Below are 21280 nucleotides of genomic sequence, written 5' to 3' on the forward strand. Positions count from 1 at the left end.
AGGCAGCGCCCGTGACTTCTTCCGTCTCCCCTTCGGACCCCATTGCGCAGCAGGCTGCCCTGTCCGCAGCGCAGCAGTACGCAGCGTCCCGCCATGCGGTGTGGCTCAGTGCCGCCGCGATCATCACCGACCAGATCGGCCGCGTCCTGCTGGTGCACCCCACCTACCGCGAGGACGACCGGTGGCTGATGCCCGGAGGCGCCGCCGACCCCGGCGAGCACCCCGAGGATGCCTGCCGACGCGAGATCACCGAAGAACTGGGCTTACAGGACCCGGCCTTGGCGGGCGTGCTCGCCGTCCACTCCCTCTCGCCGCACCACCCCGACATCCGGCCCGGCATGCCCTGCCCCGGAGAGATCCGCTACATCTTCGACGGCGGAACCCTCACCCCCGACCAGGCGAAGGCGATCCGCCTGCCCCGCGAGGAGCTGTCCGAGTTCGCCTTCCTCGAGACCAGGGACGCGGTGCGGCGTCTGCTCCCCGTGGACGGGCAGATCATGCTCGCCGCCTACCGTGCCCGCCTCGGGAACACCGCCACCGCCCACCTCGCCGACGGCCGGCACATCCTCGACACACCGGTGCTGGACCGCCATGACGTCCACGTCCGCTACCGCCCCCACTGGGACAGCCCCCTCAACCGCGGCCCCGTCCCCGAGCGGCTCCCCGTGCAGCAAGCCTGGGCGTGGTGCTTCGTCCCCGACGGCAGGATCGTCCTCGTCGCCGAACCCCGACCCCGGGGCGCGCTGCCGATGCTGCCCGGCGGCACGGTGGAGAAGACCGACACGACGCCCGAGGACACCCTCCGCCGCGAAGCCTCCGAGGAAGCCCAGCTCACCCTCACCGACCCGGTGCGACTGGGCTGGGTACTCGACAAGACCGGCGAGGTCTACGGCGGAGTGGGGCCCAACGCCCGGCTCCGCCTGGCCGCCCGGATCAGCGACATCGGCCCGGCCGCCATCGACCCCGCCACCGGCCACCCCTTCGCACGCCTGCTCGCCACCCCCGCCCAGGCAGCCGCCCTGCTCGGGTGGGGCCCGCCAGGAGCACGGCAAGCCCAACTCGCCGCCGGGACAGCTCGGGACCGCTGGGGCCTGCCCACCGCTCGCCCCACCGCAATCGAAGAAGTCCCCACGGCAGGGATGCGGCTGAGCTGACACGAACGACCACCCCACCTCGACTCGTTCCGCTCCCCGCCCCTCCGAGGTCCACATGTCGCTGTCGCACCACCACATCCGCACCACCGTCGAGACCTACCTCGCCCGCCAACCTGACGAGCGACCACAACTCGGCGGCCTCCTGGACGCCCTCGACCGGCCCACCGACATCGCCAGCCGCTCCACCTTCACCGGACACATCACCTGCGGCGCCATCGTCGTCGACCAGCTCGGACGCGTCCTGCATGTGCTCCACCTGGCGAGCGGCAAGGTCCTCCCTCCAGGCGGACACACCCAGCCCGCCGACGAGTCCCTGGCAGCAGCGGCGCTGCGGGAGTTGCACGAGGAGACCGGGATCCCACCCCAAGCCGTCACGCCGTGGCCCGGCTACGAGACCGTGCCACTGGACATCGACATCCACGACATCGACGCCCGCCCGGGCAAAGGCGAACCCGGCCACGTCCACTTCGACCTGCGGTTCCTCTTCCGCCTCCACACCGGGACCGAACCGGAGGTGGTGCTGCAGGAAGAAGAGGTCGGCGGCATCGAGTGGCGGCCCGTGGACCGGGTGACCTCACCCTCCCTGCGCAACAAGCTGATCAAGCTCACGCCCGCCGTCGAACCGGCGACCGCCAACGCCTCCGCCCTGATCTACAACGACCGAGGCGAGTACCTGCTCCACCTGCGCGACTACTTCCCCGGCCAGATCTGGGAGCCGGGCATGTGGTCGCTGCTGGGCGGCGGCCGAGAGCTCCAGGACGCCACCCTGAAACACACCGTGCGGCGCGAACTCGCCGAGGAAGCCGGCCTCCACATCGCCGACCTGACCCCGTTCGGCATCGAGGAAGCAACCGACGACGCCGGAGCGACCGTGCCCATCGCCATCTACGCCGGCCGCTGGAACGGCGATCCCCGCGAACTCCGACTGACGGAAGGAGTGATGCTGGCCTGGTTCGCCCCCGATGACCTCCACCGCCTGCGCATCGCACCCACCACCAGCGACCTCGTACGACGCCACGCCGCCAGCCACACGGTCGGCACGTCCTGTGCCTCTCCGCGCATCGGGGCCTCACCGAAAGATGAGCGCCGCCCGGCCGCCCCACACGGCACGGTCCCCAACGTCATCGGCGTCCACCTCTACCTGGAGCGGCCCGACGGAACGGTGCTGTTCGGGCTTCGCCACCCCGACTCCGAGTTCGCACCCTCCACCTGGCACCTCCTGGCCGGCCACTGCGAGCGGGAAAGCGCGACCACCTGCCTCATCAGGGAGGCACAGGAGGAGGCCGGCCTCCTGATCCAGCCGCAGGACATCGAACTCGTCCACGTCATCCACCACATCGACCAGGCCGGGGACCAGCCCCGTATGGGCGTGGTCTTCCGCGTCCAGACCTGGACCGGTGAGCCGGAACTACGCGAGCCGAACAAGTGCACCCAGTGGAAATTCTGGGACCCGACCGCACTCCCCGAAGACCTCGTCCCCTACACCCGGGTAGCCATCGAGGGTATCCTCGCCGACCGCCTCTACTCCGAAGCGGGATGGGCGTGAGCACGGCGCCCTCGGCACTCGGGCCTCCCGGCCCGAGGTGTGTGACGGCTTGCTGAGCAGGCCGTGGGGCGCCCCGGCGTGGACAGACAACTCTTGGTGTCGGCGTACATCCGGTATGACCTTTCCACTCACACGGGCGGCGCATCGGGAATCCGCTGAACACGCCCCTGGCCGGGCCGTTATCACCGTTGCATGGTCAAAGCTGTTCTGCGCGGCCTGGCTGCCGCCCTTGTGGTCCTGTCCGCCACCGTCTCCTCACCCGCCCACGCTGCGGAGACACTGCCCCTGTCCGAAGCCGTCGACATCCTGCCGCTCGGAACTGAATCCCGCGACGGCTACAGCCGCGAAAAATTCCGCCATTGGAACGCCGGTGACGACCCGGCCGACGGATGCAACACGCGCGCTGAGGTCCTGCTCCACGAGGCAGTCGAGCCGCCCGGCATCGGTCCGAACTGCCGTCAGACCGGCGGGAGCTGGTGGTCCTACTACGACGACGTCCTTGTGGAGGCGGCCTCCGGTCTGGACATCGACCACATGGTGCCCCTCGCCGAGGCGTGGGACAGCGGGGCCTCGGCCTGGACGGCGCAGCGCCGCGAGCGGTACGCCAACGACCAAGGCCAGGAAGCGTCGCTGGTCGCGGTCACCGCCCGCTCGAACCGGAGCAAGGCCGACCAGGACCCGGCCCAGTGGCTCCCGCCCGCCGCCGACGCCCACTGCCGCTACGCCGCGGAGTGGGTGGGCACCAAGCTCCGCTGGACTCTGACGGCTGACGAAACCGAGCTTGCAGCCCTGCGTGAACTGGCTGTCGACTGCCCGCTTCAGACTGTGCAGTACGAGCTGGCGCCGTAGCAGGACAACGTCCCCGACGCATTCGGCCATCGGGGACATGCCCGCAGCCGAGGACGCTACGAGCGGAGTTCCTGGCGCACGTCCAGATAGCAGCGCAGCCGTACGCCGGGTTCGCCGGGTACCCGGGTCGTGCTGTCCGCCGGCGCGGTCGCCCACTGCCCGGCGAGCAGTTCCTGGACGGCGAGCGCGGTCTGGTCGTCGCATGCCGCGACGTCGACGACGGCCAGGCCCGGCTGCGCCACGTGCGCTTCGCTGATCGGCTTCATGCCTGGCACTACGCGCTGCGGATCCCGGAGGTTCCCCTGCCGTGGCGCGTTCACCCGACCGGGTATGTTCCGGCCGGCGTCGCGCAGCCACAGGTATGGCGCCAGGTGCGGCGCCCTCGCGTCCCCGCTCGGTCTCCTGGTCCTTGAACTCGGTTTCGCGGCTGGTCGGTCATGTCGCGTTCGGTGGCTGGCCGAGCCAGAAGGCGGCGACGGAGGGCTGGTCGACTCCGGCGGTTGAGCCGTCGTGAGCAAGGAGTTCGGTCGGGGCGATGTAGCCGTCACCCGGATCGAGGCGGATGCGCAAGCAGCGCAGCGGGTGTCCTGCGGCGACGTATCGGCGGATGTCCTCGGTGTGGGGGTGGTGCCGTTCCGGGTCGGTGTGGAGCGTGCGGCAGATCTGCTGGATGTCGTGGTCGCCGATGAGCAGGTAGCGCGGGCCGGGGCCGAGGTTGAGGCAGAGTCGGCGGCGGCCCTGGTGGCGTCTGGGGTAGGGCAGCCGGTCGAAGTTGTCGACGTGCAGGCCGATGCGTCGGCGGGTGTTGTCCTCTGTGGTGGTGGTCCGGTTGCCGGGGCTGGACGCGCACCCCAGGAGGGTGTTGGGCCAGTGGCCGTTGAGGGGGTCGAGGCGAGCGGCGGTTTCGAGTCGGCCGGACAGGTCGTCAGGGTCGAGGTCCGGCAGCGGTCGGTGTACGAACTCGATGCGAATGCTGTCCGGCGTCGAGTCGTCGGCCTGGTGCCGCGCGGCCTCCGTGGCGGTGAGGGGCGCCCAGTCATCGTCGGGGACGATGGCGCCGTGGTCGTAGCCGGGCTCGCTGCCGGTCTGCCGGACGGGTGCGGTGTCGCACCGGCCGCGTATGTCGTCGTACGTGTCGAATACGAGTCGCGGGCCCATGGCCGTGCCTCCCGAGGGCAGGTGTGGGGCTACTTGTCGTGAAGGTCTTCACCGAAGGTGACGCCCAGCTCGGCGGCGAGGGCCTCGGCTAGCTGGAGTGTCTGAGCGTGGTCGATGACGACCTGCTTGAGCGAGGCCAGGCCGCGAAGCTGGGAGAGGTCGTTCCCCCGCAGGTCCAGGCCGCGGTACTTCCCGCCGTCGAACTCGGTCAGCCGTAGGTCGCAGCCGTCGATCAGGGCGGCGCCGAGGTCAGCGGCGGCGAAGGTGGTCTCGCGCAGGGAACACTTGGCGAAGATCACGGGGCCGGCGGCCCGAACGCGGGTGAGGGTGCTGTAGTCGATCTTGCAGTTCTCAAACAGGACGTTGTCGAGCGTGACGTCTTCGAGTGCGGCGCCCATGAGCTTGCAGTCGCGGAAGACGGCTCGGGAGACCTTGCTGTCGGTCCAGTGCAGGGAGGCCAGGTCGCAGCCGGTGAACTCCACGGAGTCGACGCGCAGCTTCTCCAGGCGGGTGCGCTGGGCCTTGAGGCCGGTGATCCGCCCGTCCATCAGGTGGGTGTCGGCCAGATCGAGGTCCCGCAGGTCGGCGTCGGCGTAGTGGAACTCCGCCACCCGGCCACGGCCACCCTCCAGTGAGGTGACGTTGGAGAGGTAGAGGCCCGGCTCGTTCAGGGCGGGGAGCGTGACGCTCGTACGGCGGATCGTGCGGGTGTCCATCAGCAGCCTTTCAGCGCGGTGGCTTGGTCGCCGGTGCTGCTGGCACGCCCGGGGCATGCCAGCAGCGGCGCGGCTCTACTTCTTCTTGTTCCAGTTGTCCCAGGTCGGGCGGTTGTCGAAGGGGGCTGGGGTCTTCGCCCAGTTGTCCCAGGTGGGCCGGTTGTCCCACGTCGCTTCAACGATCACCGGGGTCGGGACGTCGTGCGTGGCGGTCAACTCCATCACGACGGGGGTGTCGGATGCGGCGAGTCGGTCCAGGATCTTCATGCAACAGCCTCCTTGGCTGCGAGCGTGGACAGGGCCGTGACCAGTGCCTGCCGGGAGACCCGGCAGTAGTGGGTCTCGGTGGTCGTGAGGTCACCGTTCTCGAAGTAGCGGTTGGCGGCCTGGGCACCGTGGCAGAAGTCGAAGAACTCGCATTCGGCCTGGCAGCGGTCCAGGCCGGTGAGAAAGTCGCGTACGTAGCGCAGCCGGTGGGCATCACGGAGGGTCTCGGGCAGGGGGTGGTGGAGGATGTTGCCGGCCACGAAGTCGCCGTACTCGGGCGCCGCCGTGTCCGCGAGTTCCGGGGAGAGTAGGACCACGTCGCCCTTCCAGGAGATGGTGGGGATCGGGTCGAGGCGACGCCCGTCCCACTGACTTCTCTGGCCGGACCGGATCAGCTGGAGGTACTCGGCGAGGCGTTCGACTTCCCGGACCGCCGGGGCGCCAGGATGCTCGCGAGTCCAGGTGAGGGTGCGGCGCCAGAACTCCTCGGCCTGGACCGCAGTGGGCGGCTGACGGTCGGTGTTGACCCCTTCGATCTCCTCGATGTTGAAGCCCACCGAATGGCCGCCCAGAGAGGTCAGGAACTGCAGCAGCTCCTCGGGCATCGCGATGCCCAGGGTGCCGACCACCGAGATGACGGAGAACGGGATGCCGTGCTCGCGCAGCTGCGAGATGCCGCGCAGGATCCGGTCGAAGGCGGGCTTGCCTCGCAGGTCGACGCGCTCGGCGTTCAAGGCGGCCGGGCCGTCGACGCTCACCCCGACGTGGACGTCGTGCGCGGCCAGCAGGTCGCACCACGTCTCGGTGATCAGCGTCGCGTTGGTCTGCACATAGTGGTGGACTCGGCCCGCCCGCCGCAGGGCCTCGAACGGTGCGAGCAGGGCGGCGAACCTCTGCTGGCCGACGGCGAGCGGCTCCCCGCCGTGCCAGACGATGCCGATCGGATGGCCGCTGTCGTCGAACTGGGCCACCGCCTGCGCCAGGGCCTCGGCCACCTCCAGGGGCATCTGGTGCTTGAGCTTGCGAAAGGGCAGGTAGCAGTACCGGCAGTCCAGATTGCACCAGGTCGTGGGCTGGACCACCACGGTCTGCGGGGCCGCGAACCGCTGCCGGTACCGAGCCTGCCACGGGTAAGGGCGAGAGCGCATCGGGGTCCTCTCCTCAACGGACGGAGGGCAACGCCGGCCCGCGGTGGGTGCCGCGGAGCGGGATGCGACCACGATCCGTCCCGCGATGACGCCTACGCGATGACATCGCACTGTCATTGCCGATGACATGTCATCGGCGCGGCGCTGACACTGCGCTGAAGTGGCGTCATCTGCACGGGAGTTCGAGTGGATTCCTGTGGGCTATCGTGGCGGGGTGCCTCGCTCGATTCTGATCCACGACGGCCAGACCGCCCGCGATATCGGTCTGGTGTACTGCTGCTCGGGCTACCTCGTCGAGCGCGGCAAGGTGCTGCTTGTGCACCACAACCGCTTCGACAAATGGGTTCCGCCGGGCGGTCATATCGAGCCCGGGGAGTCCTTCGCGGGCACGGCAGTGCGCGAGTTCAAGGAGGAGACGGGTCTGTTGGTGGAGGCGATCTCCAGCCAGCCGGCCATCCACCCGGCCGACCACAACGCCACTCCTGAACCCGTGCCGTTCTATGCGGACATCGAGCGCGAAGGGTTCCCGACGCCGGCGCTGGTCCAGTTCTTCTACGTCCAGCGGCAGCCGGGTACCCGGGAACAGGCCGTGGAGGCGCAACTCGAAGAGGTGCACGGGGCCGCCTGGTTCGGCCTGGAGGACCTCGACACCCTCAAGACCTTCGACCAGGTCCGTTCCCTGGCTCGGTTCGCCCTGCTGAACTACCCGCTGGCCGGGGAGCGCGCCACGTCATAGACGGCCTACTGCCCCGCGAGGCGATACCCGCTGGCCCCGTCCACCGTGCTGGCCAGCAGTAACCGGGTCGGGGCACCGCCGAATGCCGCAGAGACGGCCTGGTTGAGGCGCTGAACGTACTTGGGCACCGAGGACGGGGCGACATAGAGCTTCGCGGCGATCCGCTCGGTCGCCATTGCCGCCTCGGGGGCGTCGTGCACGGCCTTCACCACGTCGAACAGGCGATCCGACAGCTCACACGCCACACTTCCCTCGCTGTCGCGTGCCCTGAGGAGGACGGTCCGGCCCGGCCCGAGGGCGACATGGACGATGACCATCTCGGCCGACGTCTCGCTCACGTCCTCAGAGGTGGTGTCGGCAAGGTTCATACGGGCCAGACGCCGCGCCGCTTCCTCGTAGGCCGACACCGTGTAGTACGCGGCCCTGATGGTGGCGCGCTTGCCCGAGGCACCCGGCTCGTTCCACAGCCCCGCCTCCGGGTCCCACAGGTCGTTCATCAACTTCCACGCCTTGGCGAGGCGGGGATCGCGCGGACTCGCGCCGGCCCGGATGGCAGCCTGGGTGCACAGCGCGTACGCCATGTGTTCCCAGGCCGTGCCTTGCACGTCCTTGTCGTCCTCGACGAACTCCTCCCACCGGTGATGGTTGTGCAGCAGCCACTGGCCGGCCTCGACGACCACGTCGGACAGCCGCTTCCGCTGTACCTGGCCGTGCACCCCGCCCGCCTCTCGCGGGACGTCCCGGTAGGAGGGCTCGCCGCCGGGCCCAGTTCCGGCACAGACGGCCGACAGCGCGAGCAGGCACAGCGCGGTCTTGCTCGGGCTCGGATCGGTGTCGACGTAGGTACGCCACCCCCATGCCCCGCTGGGGCGCCGGTGGTAGAGCAGGCCGTACACCCCATGGTCGATCAGCGGCTCGACGCGCTCCAGCAGGCTGTTGGTCTCCACCCCGCCGGGCAAGAGGAGCCCAGGGCCGAATTCATGGAGGGTATCTCTGAGCTCGGCGAGCCGGTGCACCACCAAGGCGGTCTGGTGCAGCGAGGTGTCGTCAAGTCCGAGGACCTCGGGCCAGCCGTGGTCGACCGAGTGATCCTCCAGCCAGCCGACGCACCAGGCCGCGGACTCCGCGACGCCGTTGTGGTGAAAGAAGCGAGGGTGGGACAGCAGTCCGGCCAGGCCAAACGCGATGAACCGCGTGTGCTCACCACGACCGCCTTTAGGTCGGGGCCGCGAGTGCTCCGGGATGACGCCGGCAAGGAAGTCGAGCCCTTGGCGAACCGGCTGTCCGGCGATGCCTGCGGCCCGCAGAATCGGCAGGACCTCGCTGGTGTTGACGATCGACGAGACCGAGGTCAGGGTGAGACCCCACCCGCCGTCGTACCCCTGATTACGCAGCAGGGTCCGGGCAGCCTCGCCCACTCTGGTCTCGAACGCCGCGAGCCCCATGTGCGCACGCTTCATGATTCGCCTCCGCCGCCGAACGACCCGGACCGCCGGTCGGACCGTACCCAACTCGCCTACCACCGACGCGCGTTCAGGATCGAGATGCTACGGGGCTTGGCCTTGAAGCCGCTCGTGTTCCAGCATGCCCAGGAGTGTGGTCAGCAGGGGAAACCCGCCTCCACGTGCATCTCACCCCCACACTTGCACGCGCTCGCGGTGACGGCGCCGTGGCCTCCCTGCCGGCCCTAGCTCAGCCCTTCCGGTCTGACTCGCTGCCGAGGTGCAGCCGACGGACGCGGGCATCACCACGTGCCCGAGAAGATCACCAAGGCCAAGGTTCTGCGCTACGTCGTACGTGACGGAAGCCTGCTCGTCGACCGCCACACCGACTTTCTTTGGACCCGCGGTGACGAAATACACCAAGTCATTTCTGTGCCGGTAATGACCGAAGTGGTCAGTGAATGCGGCAATCAGGCAGGGGCAGCAGCTGGCGTTGGTAGCGTCGGCGTGTGCCGTGCCGGTCGGCGCGGTGCACCGCTCGACCGAGGGAGACCTGATGTCCCCGACGATCCGCAGGGCCGTGATCCCCGCCGCCGGACTGGGCTCGCGTCTGCTGCCCCTGACCAAGGCGACCCCAAGGAGATGCTCCCCGTCGGCGACAAGCCAGTCATCGAGCACACCGTGCGCGAGCTGGTGGACTCCGGCATCACCGACATCACCATCGTCGTCTCCGGCGGCAAGAACCTCATCCAGGACCACTTCCGGCCCAACCCCAGCCTCGTCGCGCAACTGCGCGAGGATGGCAAGACGGCCTATGCGGACGCGGTGGAGGAGGTCGCCGAGCTGGCCCGCCAGGGACACATCACCTACCTCGACCAGCACGGCCCCTACGGCAACGGCACCCCCGTCCTCAACGCCGCCCGCGCCTTCGGCGAGGAGCCCGTACTGGTGCTGTGGCCCGACGACGTGTTCGTGGCCGAGGTCCCCCGCGCCCAGCAGCTGATCCGCGCTTACGAACGAACCGGCTGCCCGGTCCTGGCTCTCCTGCCGATGGACCCGGCCGAGTCCCAGCGCTACGGCGTACCCGTCGTCAAGGAAGACCTCGGCGACGGCACCCTGCGCATCACCGGCCTGGTCGAAAAGCCCAAGCCCGCCGACGCCCCGTCGTCGTTCGCGGCGATCGGCGGCTACGTCATCACCCCCGGCATCATCGACGAGCTGCGCGAGCAGACCCGCCGCTGGTACGAGCACAAGATCGGCGAGGTCTACCTGACCGACGCCATCAACGCCTACGCCTCCACCCGCGCCGTGTACGGGCAGGTTATCCAGGGCCGCTGGTACGACACCGGCAACCCGGCCGACTACCTCGTCGCGCAGATGGCATTCGCCCTCGCCCACCCCGAGTACGGCCCGGTCCTGCGCGGCCTGGTCGCCGGACTCGACGCCGACCGCACTACCGCCCTCCCGGCGGAAACCGACGCCTGACCTGCCGCTTCCTGTCCTGGGCCGCTCACTCCCCCGGAGCCGCATCTCACGCGCACCCCGACCGGCGCCTCCAGCGCGTTCGCCGACTGGTGCGGCGCAGACGGCCGCCGCGCGCCCTCGACCGGCCGCCCGTCAGCTTCCAACGATCTTAGGACACCAACTCTGCAGGCGTGATTGCTACCAGACGGCAAAACGGCAGCTCCATAGGTGTCAGCGCAACAGGTCGTATGGAGAATTCTTTGCCACCGTGCTGGGGCAGATAGAGACGGCGCGGAGAACTCGATGCTGGATATCTGGCCGTCGGTAGATTGGGAGCGTTCCACAACCTGCGGGCAGCAGGTGCGAGTCGCACCTTCGCAACTATTTCCTGAAGGCGTTCGTCAAGCGGCCACTGTTCTGAATCCACGCGTAGCGCCGCAATGGCGGGCATCGCCCAATCTTTCTCCCAGTTGACGAGCTGGGACCGCACTTCCGGCCAAGTCAACACGCATTCCAAGACGTTGACCCCACTGGCCAGCCACGGAAGGTACTCCTGGACCTTCGCATTGTGAGCGAGAACATCCCAACGATGGTCACTGAGATAGACACCCCAGGTCAGACTATGCTCCACGAGCAAGAGCAGAGCAGGTGGCACCGTTCGGGCTGGGGGGTCCGTGGGGTGGATGTCCGGGGCACGGCCGCCACGCGCGATGCGATAGACGATGTCCCACTCGTCGGAGTTCAGCGCGAGGATGCGACGGACGGCTTCCAGGAAGGTGTCGCTGTAGTTCTCCCGGCGCCCCGTTTCGAGGGCGTTGTACCAGCGGCGACTGACGCCTGCCAGTTTTGCTGTCTCCGCCTGAGTGATCCCACGGGTCGCCCGCACCCCGAAGACCGCAGCGAACCCCGGTATGTCCGCTCCATGTCGCCGTGCGCGTGCCTGTTGCAGGATGCGGGTGATAACGAGATTCTCCGCACCTCCGCCGCTCATAACGTTCATGTGACGCCCGTGGGTGGGATTCGCGTGACAGTTCCCCGAGTCTCGACGCCGCCTCCCTTCCACGCACTCGCCGGCCGTCGGGGCCCGACTTGAAGCAAGTCACAGTGGGCGGCCCCATCGGTCGGATGTCGTTGAAGATTCGACCACCCGGCCATGGGAACTGCCAGTTCTCACCCTCAGAATATGCGCCACCAACAATGTCTGCGCGTTTGGAGATCTGGTGCAAGGGTCACTGACGTCCGGGGCAACGCACCCTGCCGCGCCACTCGAACTGCCGCTGGCCGATCCGGTCGGCCTAGCCCTCGGCGTGCTATGAGCCTGCGCTTCCGGCCATGTCAGCGCCTATTCCACGACGTTGGGGCCGAAACCCATTCCTGGGTCCTCTCCTGCAGGCAAGGGTGTCCCATCGCTGGTCGCTCAGGCAGATGCCCCAGGTTCGCCCTGCTCAACTTGGGCCTGCAAAGCAGGTGGCAGGAGTTGATTGAGAGGGATGGCTGGAGTGCCGCCCGTCGCCCGGCCACGGGGTCCTTCGCGAGCGGGCGAGAAGGGGAGCCTCTAGACCCCCGCCATCCATAACGTTTACATAACGCCTCTCGGCCCTGCGGGTGGGATTCGCGTCACAGGTTTCCGACTTTCTACGGCGCCGTCTGCCGCCATGCCCACTTGCCATCAGGGCTTGCATTTGGGCCAGTTGAAGTCCGCACGCATGGCGGACAAGTGATGGCTTGAACGACGGTCAGCTGGCTATGAGAACTGCCAGTTCTCATCTGCGAGATGAGCGCGGATGTTGTCTCCCGTGCCTTTCGAGATCCGCCAATAGTGTTGCTGCCGCCAAGAGATACACCTTCTGGCCCAATCCGGCTTGGAGGAAGAGCTCCGGCCAGCCGGTAGGAAGGAATTGCGCACATGTCTACGGGAGAGAGGTTCCCCGGCGCTCAGGATTCTGCGGTGCCTGCTCGGGCGAGAGCGAGCCGCCGCTGGGGGCGGTGGCGTACGGGGGAACAACGGACCGTAGAGCGAGACCTCCACCGCCGGCTCCGGATGGAGCTGCGCAGCCTGGGTATTCGCCCGCCACTTGATATGGAAAAGCTGGCCAAGGCTCTTGGAGAGCGGCGCGGCCGTCGGAGCATTCTTCGCCCGTTCCCACTGGAGGTACCGGGGCCGTCGGGGATGTGGCTCGAGCTGCCAGAGGCGGATCTCATCGTCTACCAACAGGAAACGACTCGACTGCACCAGCGCCAGATCATCCTCCACGAGCTTCTCCACATCATCGTCTCGGAGTGGGAGGGTGAGACCGTGGCGGACTCTGCGATCGACTTCGTGGAGGAGTGGGCTTCCCTCATCCCGATCGTCGATCCGAAGCTGATCCGTCGGATATGCCTGCGATGCTCGTACGACGACGAGCAGGAATGCTCAGTCGAACTTGCGGCGACCATCATCCTTGAGTGGTCGTCGGTGGTCGACGAACTCCCGCCGTTGTCGGATGACCCGGAGGTTCGCCGGGTGCAGGCCGCTCTGGGTGACCGGCGGGGGTGGCTGTAGTGGCGAAGTACCTTCCGCTGGTCATCGCGGCTGCCATCGTGTGGAGACTGTTCCTGTGGTCGCGTGCTCCCCATGACGCCCCCACCCGGTCGGTTGCCCTGACCCTTCTGAGTCTGGGCCTGTCACACGCGGTGGCCAGTCCAGGGGGCGCCCACGGCCTCGACATCACGGCAGGGCACGACATCGCGCGACTGGTCCAGAACCTGTTTTTGCTGCTCGCGTCCTACTTCCTGATGTGCTTTTACCTGTACTCCGCCGAAGGCCCGGCTGCCCGGCGCCGAGCCCAGGTGGACGGCGTCGTTGTGGCCCTGGTCGCGCTTGTGATCACCGTGGCGGCCCTGAACGTACCGCTGGGAGCACTCAGCGTGCCGAGCCGCTTGATGGATATGACGATCCCGCAGGTCGCCGTCTTCTACCTCTGCGCGGGCCTGTACATGACGTACGCGATCGGGAGGGCGGGACGGTGGTCTGCTCGCTATGCCCGCAAGTCGCGTCGGCCTCACGCCACCGGGCTGTGGATCACGGCGATCGCACTCGGCTCGCTGGCCCTGGCCTGTGGCGTCCGCGCGGTCTTCACGGTCGTCCGCTGGAGCGGCGGGTCGGTGCCGGACCCGCTGATGACCTCGGCGGCCGTCATGCTGACGGTGTCGAACCTGGTCTTCGTCGTGGGCGTCACCTATTCGGGCCTGTGCGCGAGAATCACCGGTACCCGGCTATGGCTGCGCCGGCGCAGGGATCACCGCCGGCTGACTCCGCTCTGGGAACTGCTGACCGGGATCAACCCGAAGAACGAGCTGAAGTCCGCGTCGCGCACACCGTGGGACAGGTGGCGTGCCCGTGGCGTGCACCGCCGCTACCACCGACGGATAGTGGAATGCCGTGATGGACTGGTCGACATCAGCCCCTACCTGGCGGCTGACGGCGAGGAAGCCGACCTCCTCCGCCTGGAGCCGGCAGAGCTGGCCCGACGGCTGCGTCACGCCTCCACCACCATCCGGCAGGGCACCCCGGCCCCCACAAGGGCAGTACCTCTGGCAAAGCCGAAGGGGGACGACCCGGACTCGGACGTCGACCAGCTGATAGCGGTGTCGGAGGCACTCCGGCTGACCGCGTGACCGTGCAAGAGACAGCGAAGGCGAGACGGCATGTTGATCACCGCCGACCGGGTCCTGACCGGCTCCGGGACGTACTTGAAGGATGGCGCAGTCCTCGTCGACGGTGACCTGGTCACCGCTGTGGGGCCTCGCGCGCAACTCGCCGGCCACGCCGGCACACAGGGGGCCCACCTCTCATTTCCCGGCGCCACTGTGATGCCGGGTCTCATCGACGCCCATGTGCATCTCGTGTTCGACGGCGGCACCGAACCCCTGGCGTCCTTCAAGGACTCGGACGACGAGAAGCTGCTGCGGGAGATGCGCCAACGTGCGGAGCAGCTTTTGTCGAGCGGTGTGACAACTGTCCGTGATCTTGGAGACCGCGACGGCCTGGTGCTGCGCCTGCGGGAGGAAATCGGGCGGGACGCCGCTGCTGGCCCTCGTATCGTGTCCGCGGGCACGCCGTTGACCATTCCCGGAGGTCACTGCCATTTCCTGGGCGGTGAGGTCCGCGGCGAGGCTGCGGTACGCGACCTGGTGCGGGCCAACGTGGCGGCGGGTGCCGAAGTGATCAAGGTGATGGCGAGCGGCGGCGGTCTGACGAAGGACGGGCCGAAGAGCTGGCAGAGCCAGTTTTCGGCGAACGAGCTGAAGGCGCTGGTGGAGGAGGCGCGCCTGGCCGGGGTGCCAGTGGCCGCGCACGCCCACAGCGCGGATGGCATCGCGGCGGTCGTTGCCGCAGGCGTGGACACCATTGAGCACTGCACGTGGATGACTGAGGACGGCTTCGGCTTGCGTCAGGACGTCCTGATGGAGATCGTCGATCGCGGGATCGCGGTCTGCCCGGCCGTCAGTCCGCACTGGCAGAAGGTGGCGCGCTATTTCGGCGACGAGCGGACGCGGATCCTGTTCGGGCAGGTCCGGCAGATGGCCGAGGCTGGCGTCAGGCTCATCGCCGGCACCGATGCCGGGGTGCAGCGGACCGGGTTCAACGGCTCGCTGGCCGGGGCGCTGGGGTTCTACGCGCACGTGGGTGTGCCGACCGAGAGGATCATCGACATGGCCACCGCCCACGCGGCGGACGCTGTCGGGCTGGGTGGGTCAGCGGGCCGCATCGCGCCCGGGTACCGCGCGGACCTGCTGGTCGTCGGCGGTGATCCCCTGGCCGACCTCGGGGCGCTGAAGGACATCCGCGCCGTGATCGCCGCAGGACACCTGCACGACCCGGGCTCACCGGCAGAGCAGAAGCGGTAGCTGCCCGACCGGCCGGCCGCGGGGCCGGTCTACTTTCCGGCTTCTGCCTCTTCTTCCTTCATCTCCGCCACAAGTTCGTTGACCAGGGCCATCATCCTGGGCGACAGGCCCTGGGGTCCCAGGCCGCGGGCCTTGACCCTTCCGATTGATCCTTGCTTGGCGGCGGCCAGCAACTGGAGTCCTTCGTAGACCTGGGCGGCAACGGCGTCATCGGATTCGAAGTAGAGCGGGGAAACGCCGACAACCGCTGCCAGGGCCGGCAGTACTGCCGTAGGTGCCGTGTCCTTGACGCCAGTCCGCAGTTCGAGGAAATCCTGCGCAGTGAGGATGTCCGCACCCATCTGGGCATTCACCTGTGCCGCCATCTCGGCGTCCGACGGGGGTCCTTGAGGCCCGGGGTACGAACGCTGCAGGATGAGGGTGATCTTCTCGGCGAGCGAGCCGGGCGGCCTGCCCAAGTCGGCGGCAGCGTCCTGGTGGACTCCGGACTCCGCTCCTCTGCTCTTCTCCTCCGCTGCGGCGAAGGAACGGTCCTCGGCTCTGCGCAGGTCCCCCTCGCTGACGCCATACCTCGCGGCCAGGGCCGGGACGTACCTGTCCTTGAGCCGTCGGACACCCTTCTCGGCTGCGCTGACCGGACCTGCGCTCTTGGTTCCAATCACCCCGGCCGTCTCGTTCAGGTAGATGCCGGCGTCGCAGCGAAGATCAGCCAGATCGGGCATGCCCGTCCGCGGAAACAGGTCGTCCAGGGCACCACGGAGCGCCGCCGCGTACTCCGGCAACTTCTCCGGATCGGGCGAAGAGTGGCCCGTCTCCCAGTTCGCCACCGCGGAATCCGACACGCCCATGTCAGCACCCACCTGGCCCTGCAGGCGGTCAGCGGCTCGCCGCACGGCGCGAGCGCGGTGTCGGTCGAAGTGACGGGCAGGCATCGAACCTCTCTTTTTCGCTAAGTTGAAGTAGATGCATCTCGTTGACTTTTACTTTGCCGGGGGATAGGTTCAGCTTAGCGAAAAAGGCGTGGCTTAGCCACGCTCCCAGGCACGAGGACCACTCATGATCAGCCGTCCCGGGGCGCACCCCGCGGTGCGACTTCTACAGAGTTTAAGAACCAACTCTGGATCTTGACACGGGTCCGTGCGTATGTTCGTCGTCCCCGGGCAGCCCACCCGCGACGACGGACGTCAGGAGACCACAAGCACGGACCGGACCGCGAAGGTCCACAAACAGCGATGGCGCCCGAGAGCGGGAACTCACGGACGCCGAACGCTAAGCGGCAACCCGCCCCGGCAAGGGCGGAGATTGCCCACCATCACCACGCTGAGTCCTTCCGAGGGGCGCGTCAGCGTGGCAACACTGCAAACGGGAGTATCGCATGCCTCCTGCCCTGCGCAATAGGCCCTTCCGCCTGGCCTGCGCGATAGCCACCTCCGCCTCGGCGCCTGAGCGCCCCGGGCCGGACCGCACCATCCTGGCCCCGGCGAGCCGCCGGTCCCGCCCGCTCATCGGGAGCGGCCGATGAGCCGCGACGCCCGCGAGTGGGTGTGGGAGCACAGCTCCAGCCGAGGAGCCGCGCGACTGGTCCTGCTGTCGATCGCCGACCGGGTCGCGGACGACCAGTGCATCTCCTGGGCCTCGCTGTCCAGCCTCGCCAAGCGCACCTGCGCCTCGCTCTCCACGGTGCGCAAGGCCATCGAGAGCCTGCTCCTGGCCGGCGAGCTGGAACAGCTCGACGATCTCGTAGGCCCACAGCGCAGCACCGTCTACCGCATGCCTCTCGCCGCCGAAGCGGTCGCGCAGGCCCTGCGAGAGCAGCAGCAGGAGGAAGGCGACGCAGGGGTGTCGAACGAGCCCGCCGCCCCTGCGAAGCTCCGGCTCTCGGCTCTGCGGCGGTACGGAATCCGCCCGCGTGAGGTGCCGGAATCCCCCGCGAGGGTCCGGAATTCGGCAGTACCGGAAACCGGCAGGTCGAAGCGTAAACCGGCACAGCGGCGTACCGGCCACCGGCACAGCGATGTACCGGCCACCGGCACACAGAACCGTAGTGAACCTGATTTGAACCGGAGGTACAGCAGTAGTGGTGCTGCCGTCCTCTCGGCTGCCGAGTGGCAGGTCGACCCAGCCACCCACACCTGGGCCCGCCAGCAAGGGCACCGTGACCGCCTCGGCGAGGAGGGCCTGCGGGCAGCCGACGCGAAGTGGCGTGCCCACCGGGCGGGCCACGCCCCAAGGGCGGCGGAAGCCTGGGCTGCCGACTGGCGCTCCTGGGTCGCCCGGGAGCACCCGCCGAGTCGCCCGAGCCTCTACGCCGTGCCCGGCAAGAACACCGCCGCTCCGGGTGGCATGACGCGGACGGAGGCCCACACCGCCGCCCTGCTTGCCGCTCTCGACGAGCCGACCGGAACGGAGGGCTGACCGTTGGACCGCCGCGAAATCGCCGCCCTGCTGGCCTACATCGGCCGACTCGACCCCCGCACCACCCGCACCGACCAGGGCGAGGCCCGCGACCAGCTCGCCCAGTGGCACGAGCTGCTCGGCGACGTGCCGATGGCCACGCCGCACGGCTGGGACGCCCGTGTCGCCGCCCGCCAGCACATCCGCGTCTCGCCGTACCAGATCCTGCCCGCGGACATCGCCCGCCCCTGGGAGAGCTACCGGCGCGACCGCCTGGCGAGGCACTCCGATCCCACACCGTCGGTCGACCCGGACGACCAGGCCGCCTGGACCGCCGAGCTGGTCGGCACCCGCCACGCCGTCGCCTCCGGCACCACCCCGCCCGCTCAGGCCCTGGCGATCACCAGCGGTCACGACGGGATCAACCCGAGGCTGAAGGCCCGGCTGCGGGAGGTCGGATCCTGCATCCCGCCTGCCGCCCGAGCCGCCCTCGCGCCCTACCGTCCCGCCCGGGCAGCCCGTGAGGCCGCCGTCGCGCAGGGGCGGCCCGACGCCCTGAGCGTCAGGTGCGAGTGGTGCCTGGCCCAGCCCGGCGAGCCGTGCCGCCGCCGCAGGATCGGCCCCGACGACGGAGCGCACGGCACCGCCCCGCGCGCCACCCCGCACCCCGGCCGCCTCGACCTCGCCGCCGCCCAGCAGGCCCAGCCAACCGAGCAGGCACAGCAGCCCGCCCTGGCCTGACCGGCGCATCCGGGACGCGTGCACGCCCGCCCGGTGCACCGCACCACCCCACTTCACCGCCCCACACCGGCTACGGCGCACGCCCCCGCGCCGCAGACGGCGCCCGACGCCGCACCCGCCGCCTCGGAAGAGGCGGCAGCACATCGGAGATCCGCCTTGCGCCACATCACCACCCACGACGCGCCGGCCACCGGCCTGCGCGGCATCGGCGACACCAGCTGGCACACCAGCGGAGCGTGCCACGGCATGGACGTCGAGGACGCCGACGCGGTGTTCTTCCCCGGCCCCCGGGACCATGAGGACATCGCGGAGGCGAAGGAGCTGTGCGGCTGGTGCCCGGTGCGCCGCGAATGCCTCGACTTCGCCCTGGAGAACGTCCTCAAGGAGGGCATCTGGGGCGGACTCACCGAAGCCGAGCGGCGCCCGCTGCACAACAAACTGCACCGTCGCCTGGACTACCGGCGCATCACGGCCTTCTTCCAGGGACGCGACGTGCACCTGACCGAAGCGGAGCGGCAGGTCGTCGTCGACCACGCCTACGTACGCGGCTGGCGGCCCGACAGGCTCGCCCCCGCCCTGCAGATCAGCCACAAGCACGCCCGGGACCTGCTCCGTCAGGCCGCCAACAAGGTCCTCGACCGCGACCGCAAGTACGGCGTGCCCCGCCCCAAGAAGAAGCGGAAGAAGCCCTCCAAGGCCAAGGGCGCGCCTACGCCCGCAGCTCCCGGCACTCAGCAGCCGGCAGGCCGCCCGGCAGCGTCGACGCCGGCGCACGCCCCTCTCGGAAAGGCCGCATGACCCACCCCGTCCTTGCCTTCGGTGCCGCTTCGGACCTCCCTCTCCTCCTCGTCGCCGTCGTGCCCGCCGCCCTCGCGGTCGTGCTGACCGCCTGGACGGTCCGGCGCCGGGGAGCGCTCCAGCGGAAACGTCTCGGCGGTCCGGCGGTCAAGGTCGCCGCCCTTGCAGCCCTCGGCTGCACCGCCTACAGCGCCGACACCAGCTGGCGCTTCGCCGCCGACTACCTCGACATGGCCGGCACCGCCGAGCGGGCCGCCATGTTCGCCGCGGCCGAACTCGCGCTCTTCGCGACCGCGCTGATGGCACGCCAGAATCTGGCCACCCAGGGCGCCCCCGGCCTGCCGGGCACCTTGGTCTGGGTGATCACGGGAGTGCAGGTGATCCCCGCCTACGCCGAGAGCGGTCCCGTCGGCGGCACGGTGAGGGCGTTCGTCGGGCCGGTCATGGCGGCGATGCTGTGGCACCTCGCCATGGGTATCGAGCTGCGCCTGCGCACCCCTGGCGCCGCCTCCCACGGGCTGATCGCCGTACTGGGCCGGGAGGCGCGCGAGCGGTTGCTGTCCCGGCTGGGTATCGCCGCGCGAGACCGTGACGCCGCGCAGATCACCCGGGACCGGGCCACCACCCGCGCGGTCGACCTCGCTGCCCGCCTCGCCGAGCGCACGCCCGAGCAGCAGCAGAACTGGCGCGGCCGACGACTCACCCGACAGCTGTCGAAGGCGGTCGGCAGGGCCTCGGTCGGCACCGACCCCCTCCAGCGCACGCAACTGCTCGACCAGCTCGCCGCCCGCCGGCACGCACTCACGCTCGCCACGGTCCCCCTGCCCTCCCCCTGGTCCCCCGCACACACCACCACAACCACAGCCACGGTCCCCTCGCCGCCGGCCTCGGAGACGCCGGTCCCCACAGTCGGTCCCGACGTGTCGGAGGGGGACCGGGGACCGAGCGCCCTGAGGGGACCGGTCCCCGAAAGGGCGGGCTCGGAGGCGTCGCCAGGCGCAGGGACCGAAGGCGAGAGCGCGGGGACCAGGGTGGAAACCGAGGCCCTAGAACCAGGAGCGGTCCCAGAGTCCGGTCCTGCCAATCCGACAGCCGCAGCGGGGGATGCCCAAGGCACGGGGACCGATCGCCTGACGCGAGAAGTTCCTGCTCAGGACCCTCATTCGCATCGGGGACCGGACGCCGCCGAGTCGGGGACCGAACCCACCGGGGACCGGGGACCGACCGACACCGACACGGGGACCGAACCCACCGGGGACCGGGGACACGTGGTCCCCCTCCGGCGGAAGTCGGCCACGAAGACCAGGACGAAGAACAAGGCGAAGCGCGGCCGGTCCCGTACCCCGCAGACGCCTCGCCCACCGCGTGAGCTGGAGCAGTCGGTGGACCAGCTCGTCCAGCAGGTCCGACCCCATGTACGTGCCCTGCTCGATCGGGACGGCAACGAGGCGGTCACGCGGGTCCAGCTGCGGGAGATCCTCCGCCGCGAGGGCCTCAAGGGCGGCCGGAACGACCGGCTGAGCCTCGTCCTCCAGGAACTGCGGAGCGACGACACCACGAAGACAAGGAGCACCACCCGATGAAGACCTGCCCCCAGTTCGACGCCGTCCGCGCGGAGTACGAGCGGGAGGTCGGCTATCTGCAAGCCCACTCCACGCGGCACGAAGGCCGCCCAGCGGCCAAGTCCAGCGCGAGGCAAGCCGTAGCAGCCAAGCAGCGCATGGCACGGGCACTCACCGGCCATGTCGGGCGCTGCCCCCAGTGCGGCTGAACCTGGCAAAGCCGCAGCCCAACGCCCCTATCCACAGTGGGTGGCCCGGCTCCGCCGGTCCACCCACCGCGGTTCTCACGCCGACCGGCCAGTGGCTCGTCCAGCACCACCCCAGCGGGCCTGTCCGCCTCCTCGCGGGGCCGGCCGACATCGTCGAACTGACCGCCGCCATCCAGCACCGAATCCGCTCCACGAGGCCCGAAACC

General features: G+C 69.3%; 20 protein-coding genes and 1 pseudogene. 13 read left to right on the forward strand and 8 right to left on the reverse strand.

What is annotated here, in order from left to right; translation table 11 throughout:
• The first annotated feature begins 11 nt into the window (after positions 1-11).
• The 3 genes from ACFT4A_RS34520 (at position 12) to ACFT4A_RS34530 (ending at position 3549) form a co-directional block, all read left to right on the forward strand.
• The gene (locus ACFT4A_RS34520) at positions 12-1154 is read left to right on the forward strand and encodes an NUDIX domain-containing protein (protein WP_382838317.1); all 1143 of its coding nucleotides are present in this window, start codon (positions 12-14) and stop codon (positions 1152-1154) included.
• Between the two features lie 55 nt (positions 1155-1209).
• Positions 1210-2700, forward strand: a complete 1491-nt coding sequence (locus tag ACFT4A_RS34525; protein WP_382838320.1) for an NUDIX domain-containing protein — start codon at positions 1210-1212, stop codon at positions 2698-2700.
• Positions 2701-2892: 192 nt separating this feature from the next.
• Positions 2893-3549, forward strand: coding sequence for an HNH endonuclease family protein (locus ACFT4A_RS34530; protein WP_382838323.1), 657 nt, complete (start codon positions 2893-2895; stop codon positions 3547-3549).
• Between the two features lie 56 nt (positions 3550-3605).
• On the opposite strand, the gene ACFT4A_RS34535 is transcribed toward ACFT4A_RS34530, so the two are convergent.
• From ACFT4A_RS34535 to amcB, 5 genes are all read right to left on the reverse strand, one after another.
• Positions 3606-3815 (reverse strand): DUF6207 family protein, encoded by a 210-nt coding sequence (locus tag ACFT4A_RS34535; RefSeq protein WP_382838326.1) that lies wholly within the window; start codon positions 3813-3815, stop codon positions 3606-3608.
• A 169-nt stretch (positions 3816-3984) separates the two neighbouring features.
• Positions 3985-4707, reverse strand: a complete 723-nt coding sequence (locus tag ACFT4A_RS34540) for a hypothetical protein (RefSeq protein ID WP_382838329.1) — start codon at positions 4705-4707, stop codon at positions 3985-3987.
• Between the two features lie 29 nt (positions 4708-4736).
• Positions 4737-5423, reverse strand: coding sequence for a pentapeptide repeat-containing protein (locus ACFT4A_RS34545; RefSeq protein ID WP_382838332.1), 687 nt, complete (start codon positions 5421-5423; stop codon positions 4737-4739).
• 75 nt (positions 5424-5498) lie between these two features.
• Positions 5499-5690 (reverse strand): multiple cyclophane-containing RiPP AmcA, encoded by a 192-nt coding sequence (amcA, locus tag ACFT4A_RS34550; RefSeq protein ID WP_382838335.1) that lies wholly within the window; start codon positions 5688-5690, stop codon positions 5499-5501.
• Complete coding sequence (gene amcB / locus ACFT4A_RS34555; protein WP_382838338.1) at positions 5687-6838, reverse strand: cyclophane-forming radical SAM peptide maturase AmcB; 1152 nt, start codon at positions 6836-6838, stop codon at positions 5687-5689. Before amcB ends, amcA begins: the two co-directional genes overlap by 4 nt.
• Before the next feature lie 214 nt (positions 6839-7052).
• Between amcB and ACFT4A_RS34560 the strand changes: the two genes are divergently transcribed.
• Positions 7053-7574: an NUDIX domain-containing protein gene (locus tag ACFT4A_RS34560; protein WP_382838341.1), complete on the forward strand. Its 522-nt coding sequence runs from the start codon at positions 7053-7055 to the stop codon at positions 7572-7574.
• Between the two features lie 5 nt (positions 7575-7579).
• On the opposite strand, the gene ACFT4A_RS34565 is transcribed toward ACFT4A_RS34560, so the two are convergent.
• Complete coding sequence (locus ACFT4A_RS34565) at positions 7580-9034, reverse strand: hypothetical protein (protein ID WP_382838345.1); 1455 nt, start codon at positions 9032-9034, stop codon at positions 7580-7582.
• Between the two features lie 538 nt (positions 9035-9572).
• Here ACFT4A_RS34565 and ACFT4A_RS34570 point away from each other — a divergent pair.
• Positions 9573-10501 (forward strand): annotated as a pseudogene (locus ACFT4A_RS34570) (UTP--glucose-1-phosphate uridylyltransferase).
• Between the two features lie 148 nt (positions 10502-10649).
• Here the strand turns inward: ACFT4A_RS34570 and ACFT4A_RS34575 are convergent.
• Positions 10650-11480: a helix-turn-helix domain-containing protein gene (locus tag ACFT4A_RS34575; protein ID WP_382838348.1), complete on the reverse strand. Its 831-nt coding sequence runs from the start codon at positions 11478-11480 to the stop codon at positions 10650-10652.
• A 1041-nt stretch (positions 11481-12521) separates the two neighbouring features.
• On the opposite strand from ACFT4A_RS34575, the gene ACFT4A_RS34580 reads away from it, so the two are divergent.
• The 3 genes from ACFT4A_RS34580 to ACFT4A_RS34590 are packed head-to-tail and all read left to right on the forward strand — an operon-like array spanning position 12522 to position 15370.
• Positions 12522-13022, forward strand: coding sequence for a hypothetical protein (locus ACFT4A_RS34580; protein WP_382838351.1), 501 nt, complete (start codon positions 12522-12524; stop codon positions 13020-13022).
• Positions 13022-14137 (forward strand): MAB_1171c family putative transporter, encoded by a 1116-nt coding sequence (locus tag ACFT4A_RS34585; RefSeq protein ID WP_382838354.1) that lies wholly within the window; start codon positions 13022-13024, stop codon positions 14135-14137. The genes ACFT4A_RS34580 and ACFT4A_RS34585 overlap by 1 nt, the downstream gene beginning before the upstream one ends.
• 30 nt (positions 14138-14167) lie before the next feature.
• The gene (locus ACFT4A_RS34590; RefSeq protein ID WP_382838357.1) at positions 14168-15370 is read left to right on the forward strand and encodes an amidohydrolase family protein; all 1203 of its coding nucleotides are present in this window, start codon (positions 14168-14170) and stop codon (positions 15368-15370) included.
• A 29-nt stretch (positions 15371-15399) separates the two neighbouring features.
• Here ACFT4A_RS34590 and ACFT4A_RS34595 read toward each other — a convergent pair whose 3' ends face one another.
• On the reverse strand, positions 15400-16302 hold the full coding sequence (locus tag ACFT4A_RS34595) for a helix-turn-helix domain-containing protein (protein ID WP_382838360.1): 903 nt from the start codon (positions 16300-16302) through the stop codon (positions 15400-15402).
• Between the two features lie 586 nt (positions 16303-16888).
• Between ACFT4A_RS34595 and ACFT4A_RS34600 the strand changes: the two genes are divergently transcribed.
• The 5 genes from ACFT4A_RS34600 to ACFT4A_RS34620 all read left to right on the forward strand — a co-directional run bounded on the left by ACFT4A_RS34600 (position 16889) and on the right by ACFT4A_RS34620 (position 21074).
• On the forward strand, positions 16889-17785 hold the full coding sequence (locus ACFT4A_RS34600) for a helix-turn-helix domain-containing protein (RefSeq protein WP_382838363.1): 897 nt from the start codon (positions 16889-16891) through the stop codon (positions 17783-17785).
• A gap of 3 nt (positions 17786-17788) precedes the next feature.
• Positions 17789-18505, forward strand: a complete 717-nt coding sequence (locus tag ACFT4A_RS34605) for a hypothetical protein (RefSeq protein WP_382838365.1) — start codon at positions 17789-17791, stop codon at positions 18503-18505.
• Positions 18506-18661: 156 nt separating this feature from the next.
• On the forward strand, positions 18662-19303 hold the full coding sequence (locus ACFT4A_RS34610) for a WhiB family transcriptional regulator (protein ID WP_382838368.1): 642 nt from the start codon (positions 18662-18664) through the stop codon (positions 19301-19303).
• Complete coding sequence (locus ACFT4A_RS34615) at positions 19300-20886, forward strand: hypothetical protein (RefSeq protein ID WP_382838371.1); 1587 nt, start codon at positions 19300-19302, stop codon at positions 20884-20886. The genes ACFT4A_RS34610 and ACFT4A_RS34615 overlap by 4 nt, the downstream gene beginning before the upstream one ends.
• On the forward strand, positions 20883-21074 hold the full coding sequence (locus ACFT4A_RS34620; protein ID WP_382838374.1) for a hypothetical protein: 192 nt from the start codon (positions 20883-20885) through the stop codon (positions 21072-21074). Before ACFT4A_RS34615 ends, ACFT4A_RS34620 begins: the two co-directional genes overlap by 4 nt.
• Positions 21075-21280: the final 206 nt, after the last annotated feature.

This window comes from Streptomyces sp. NPDC057099, from assembly GCF_042671245.1.
GTDB classification, from domain to species: Bacteria; Actinomycetota; Actinomycetes; order Streptomycetales; family Streptomycetaceae; genus Streptomyces; species Streptomyces purpurascens.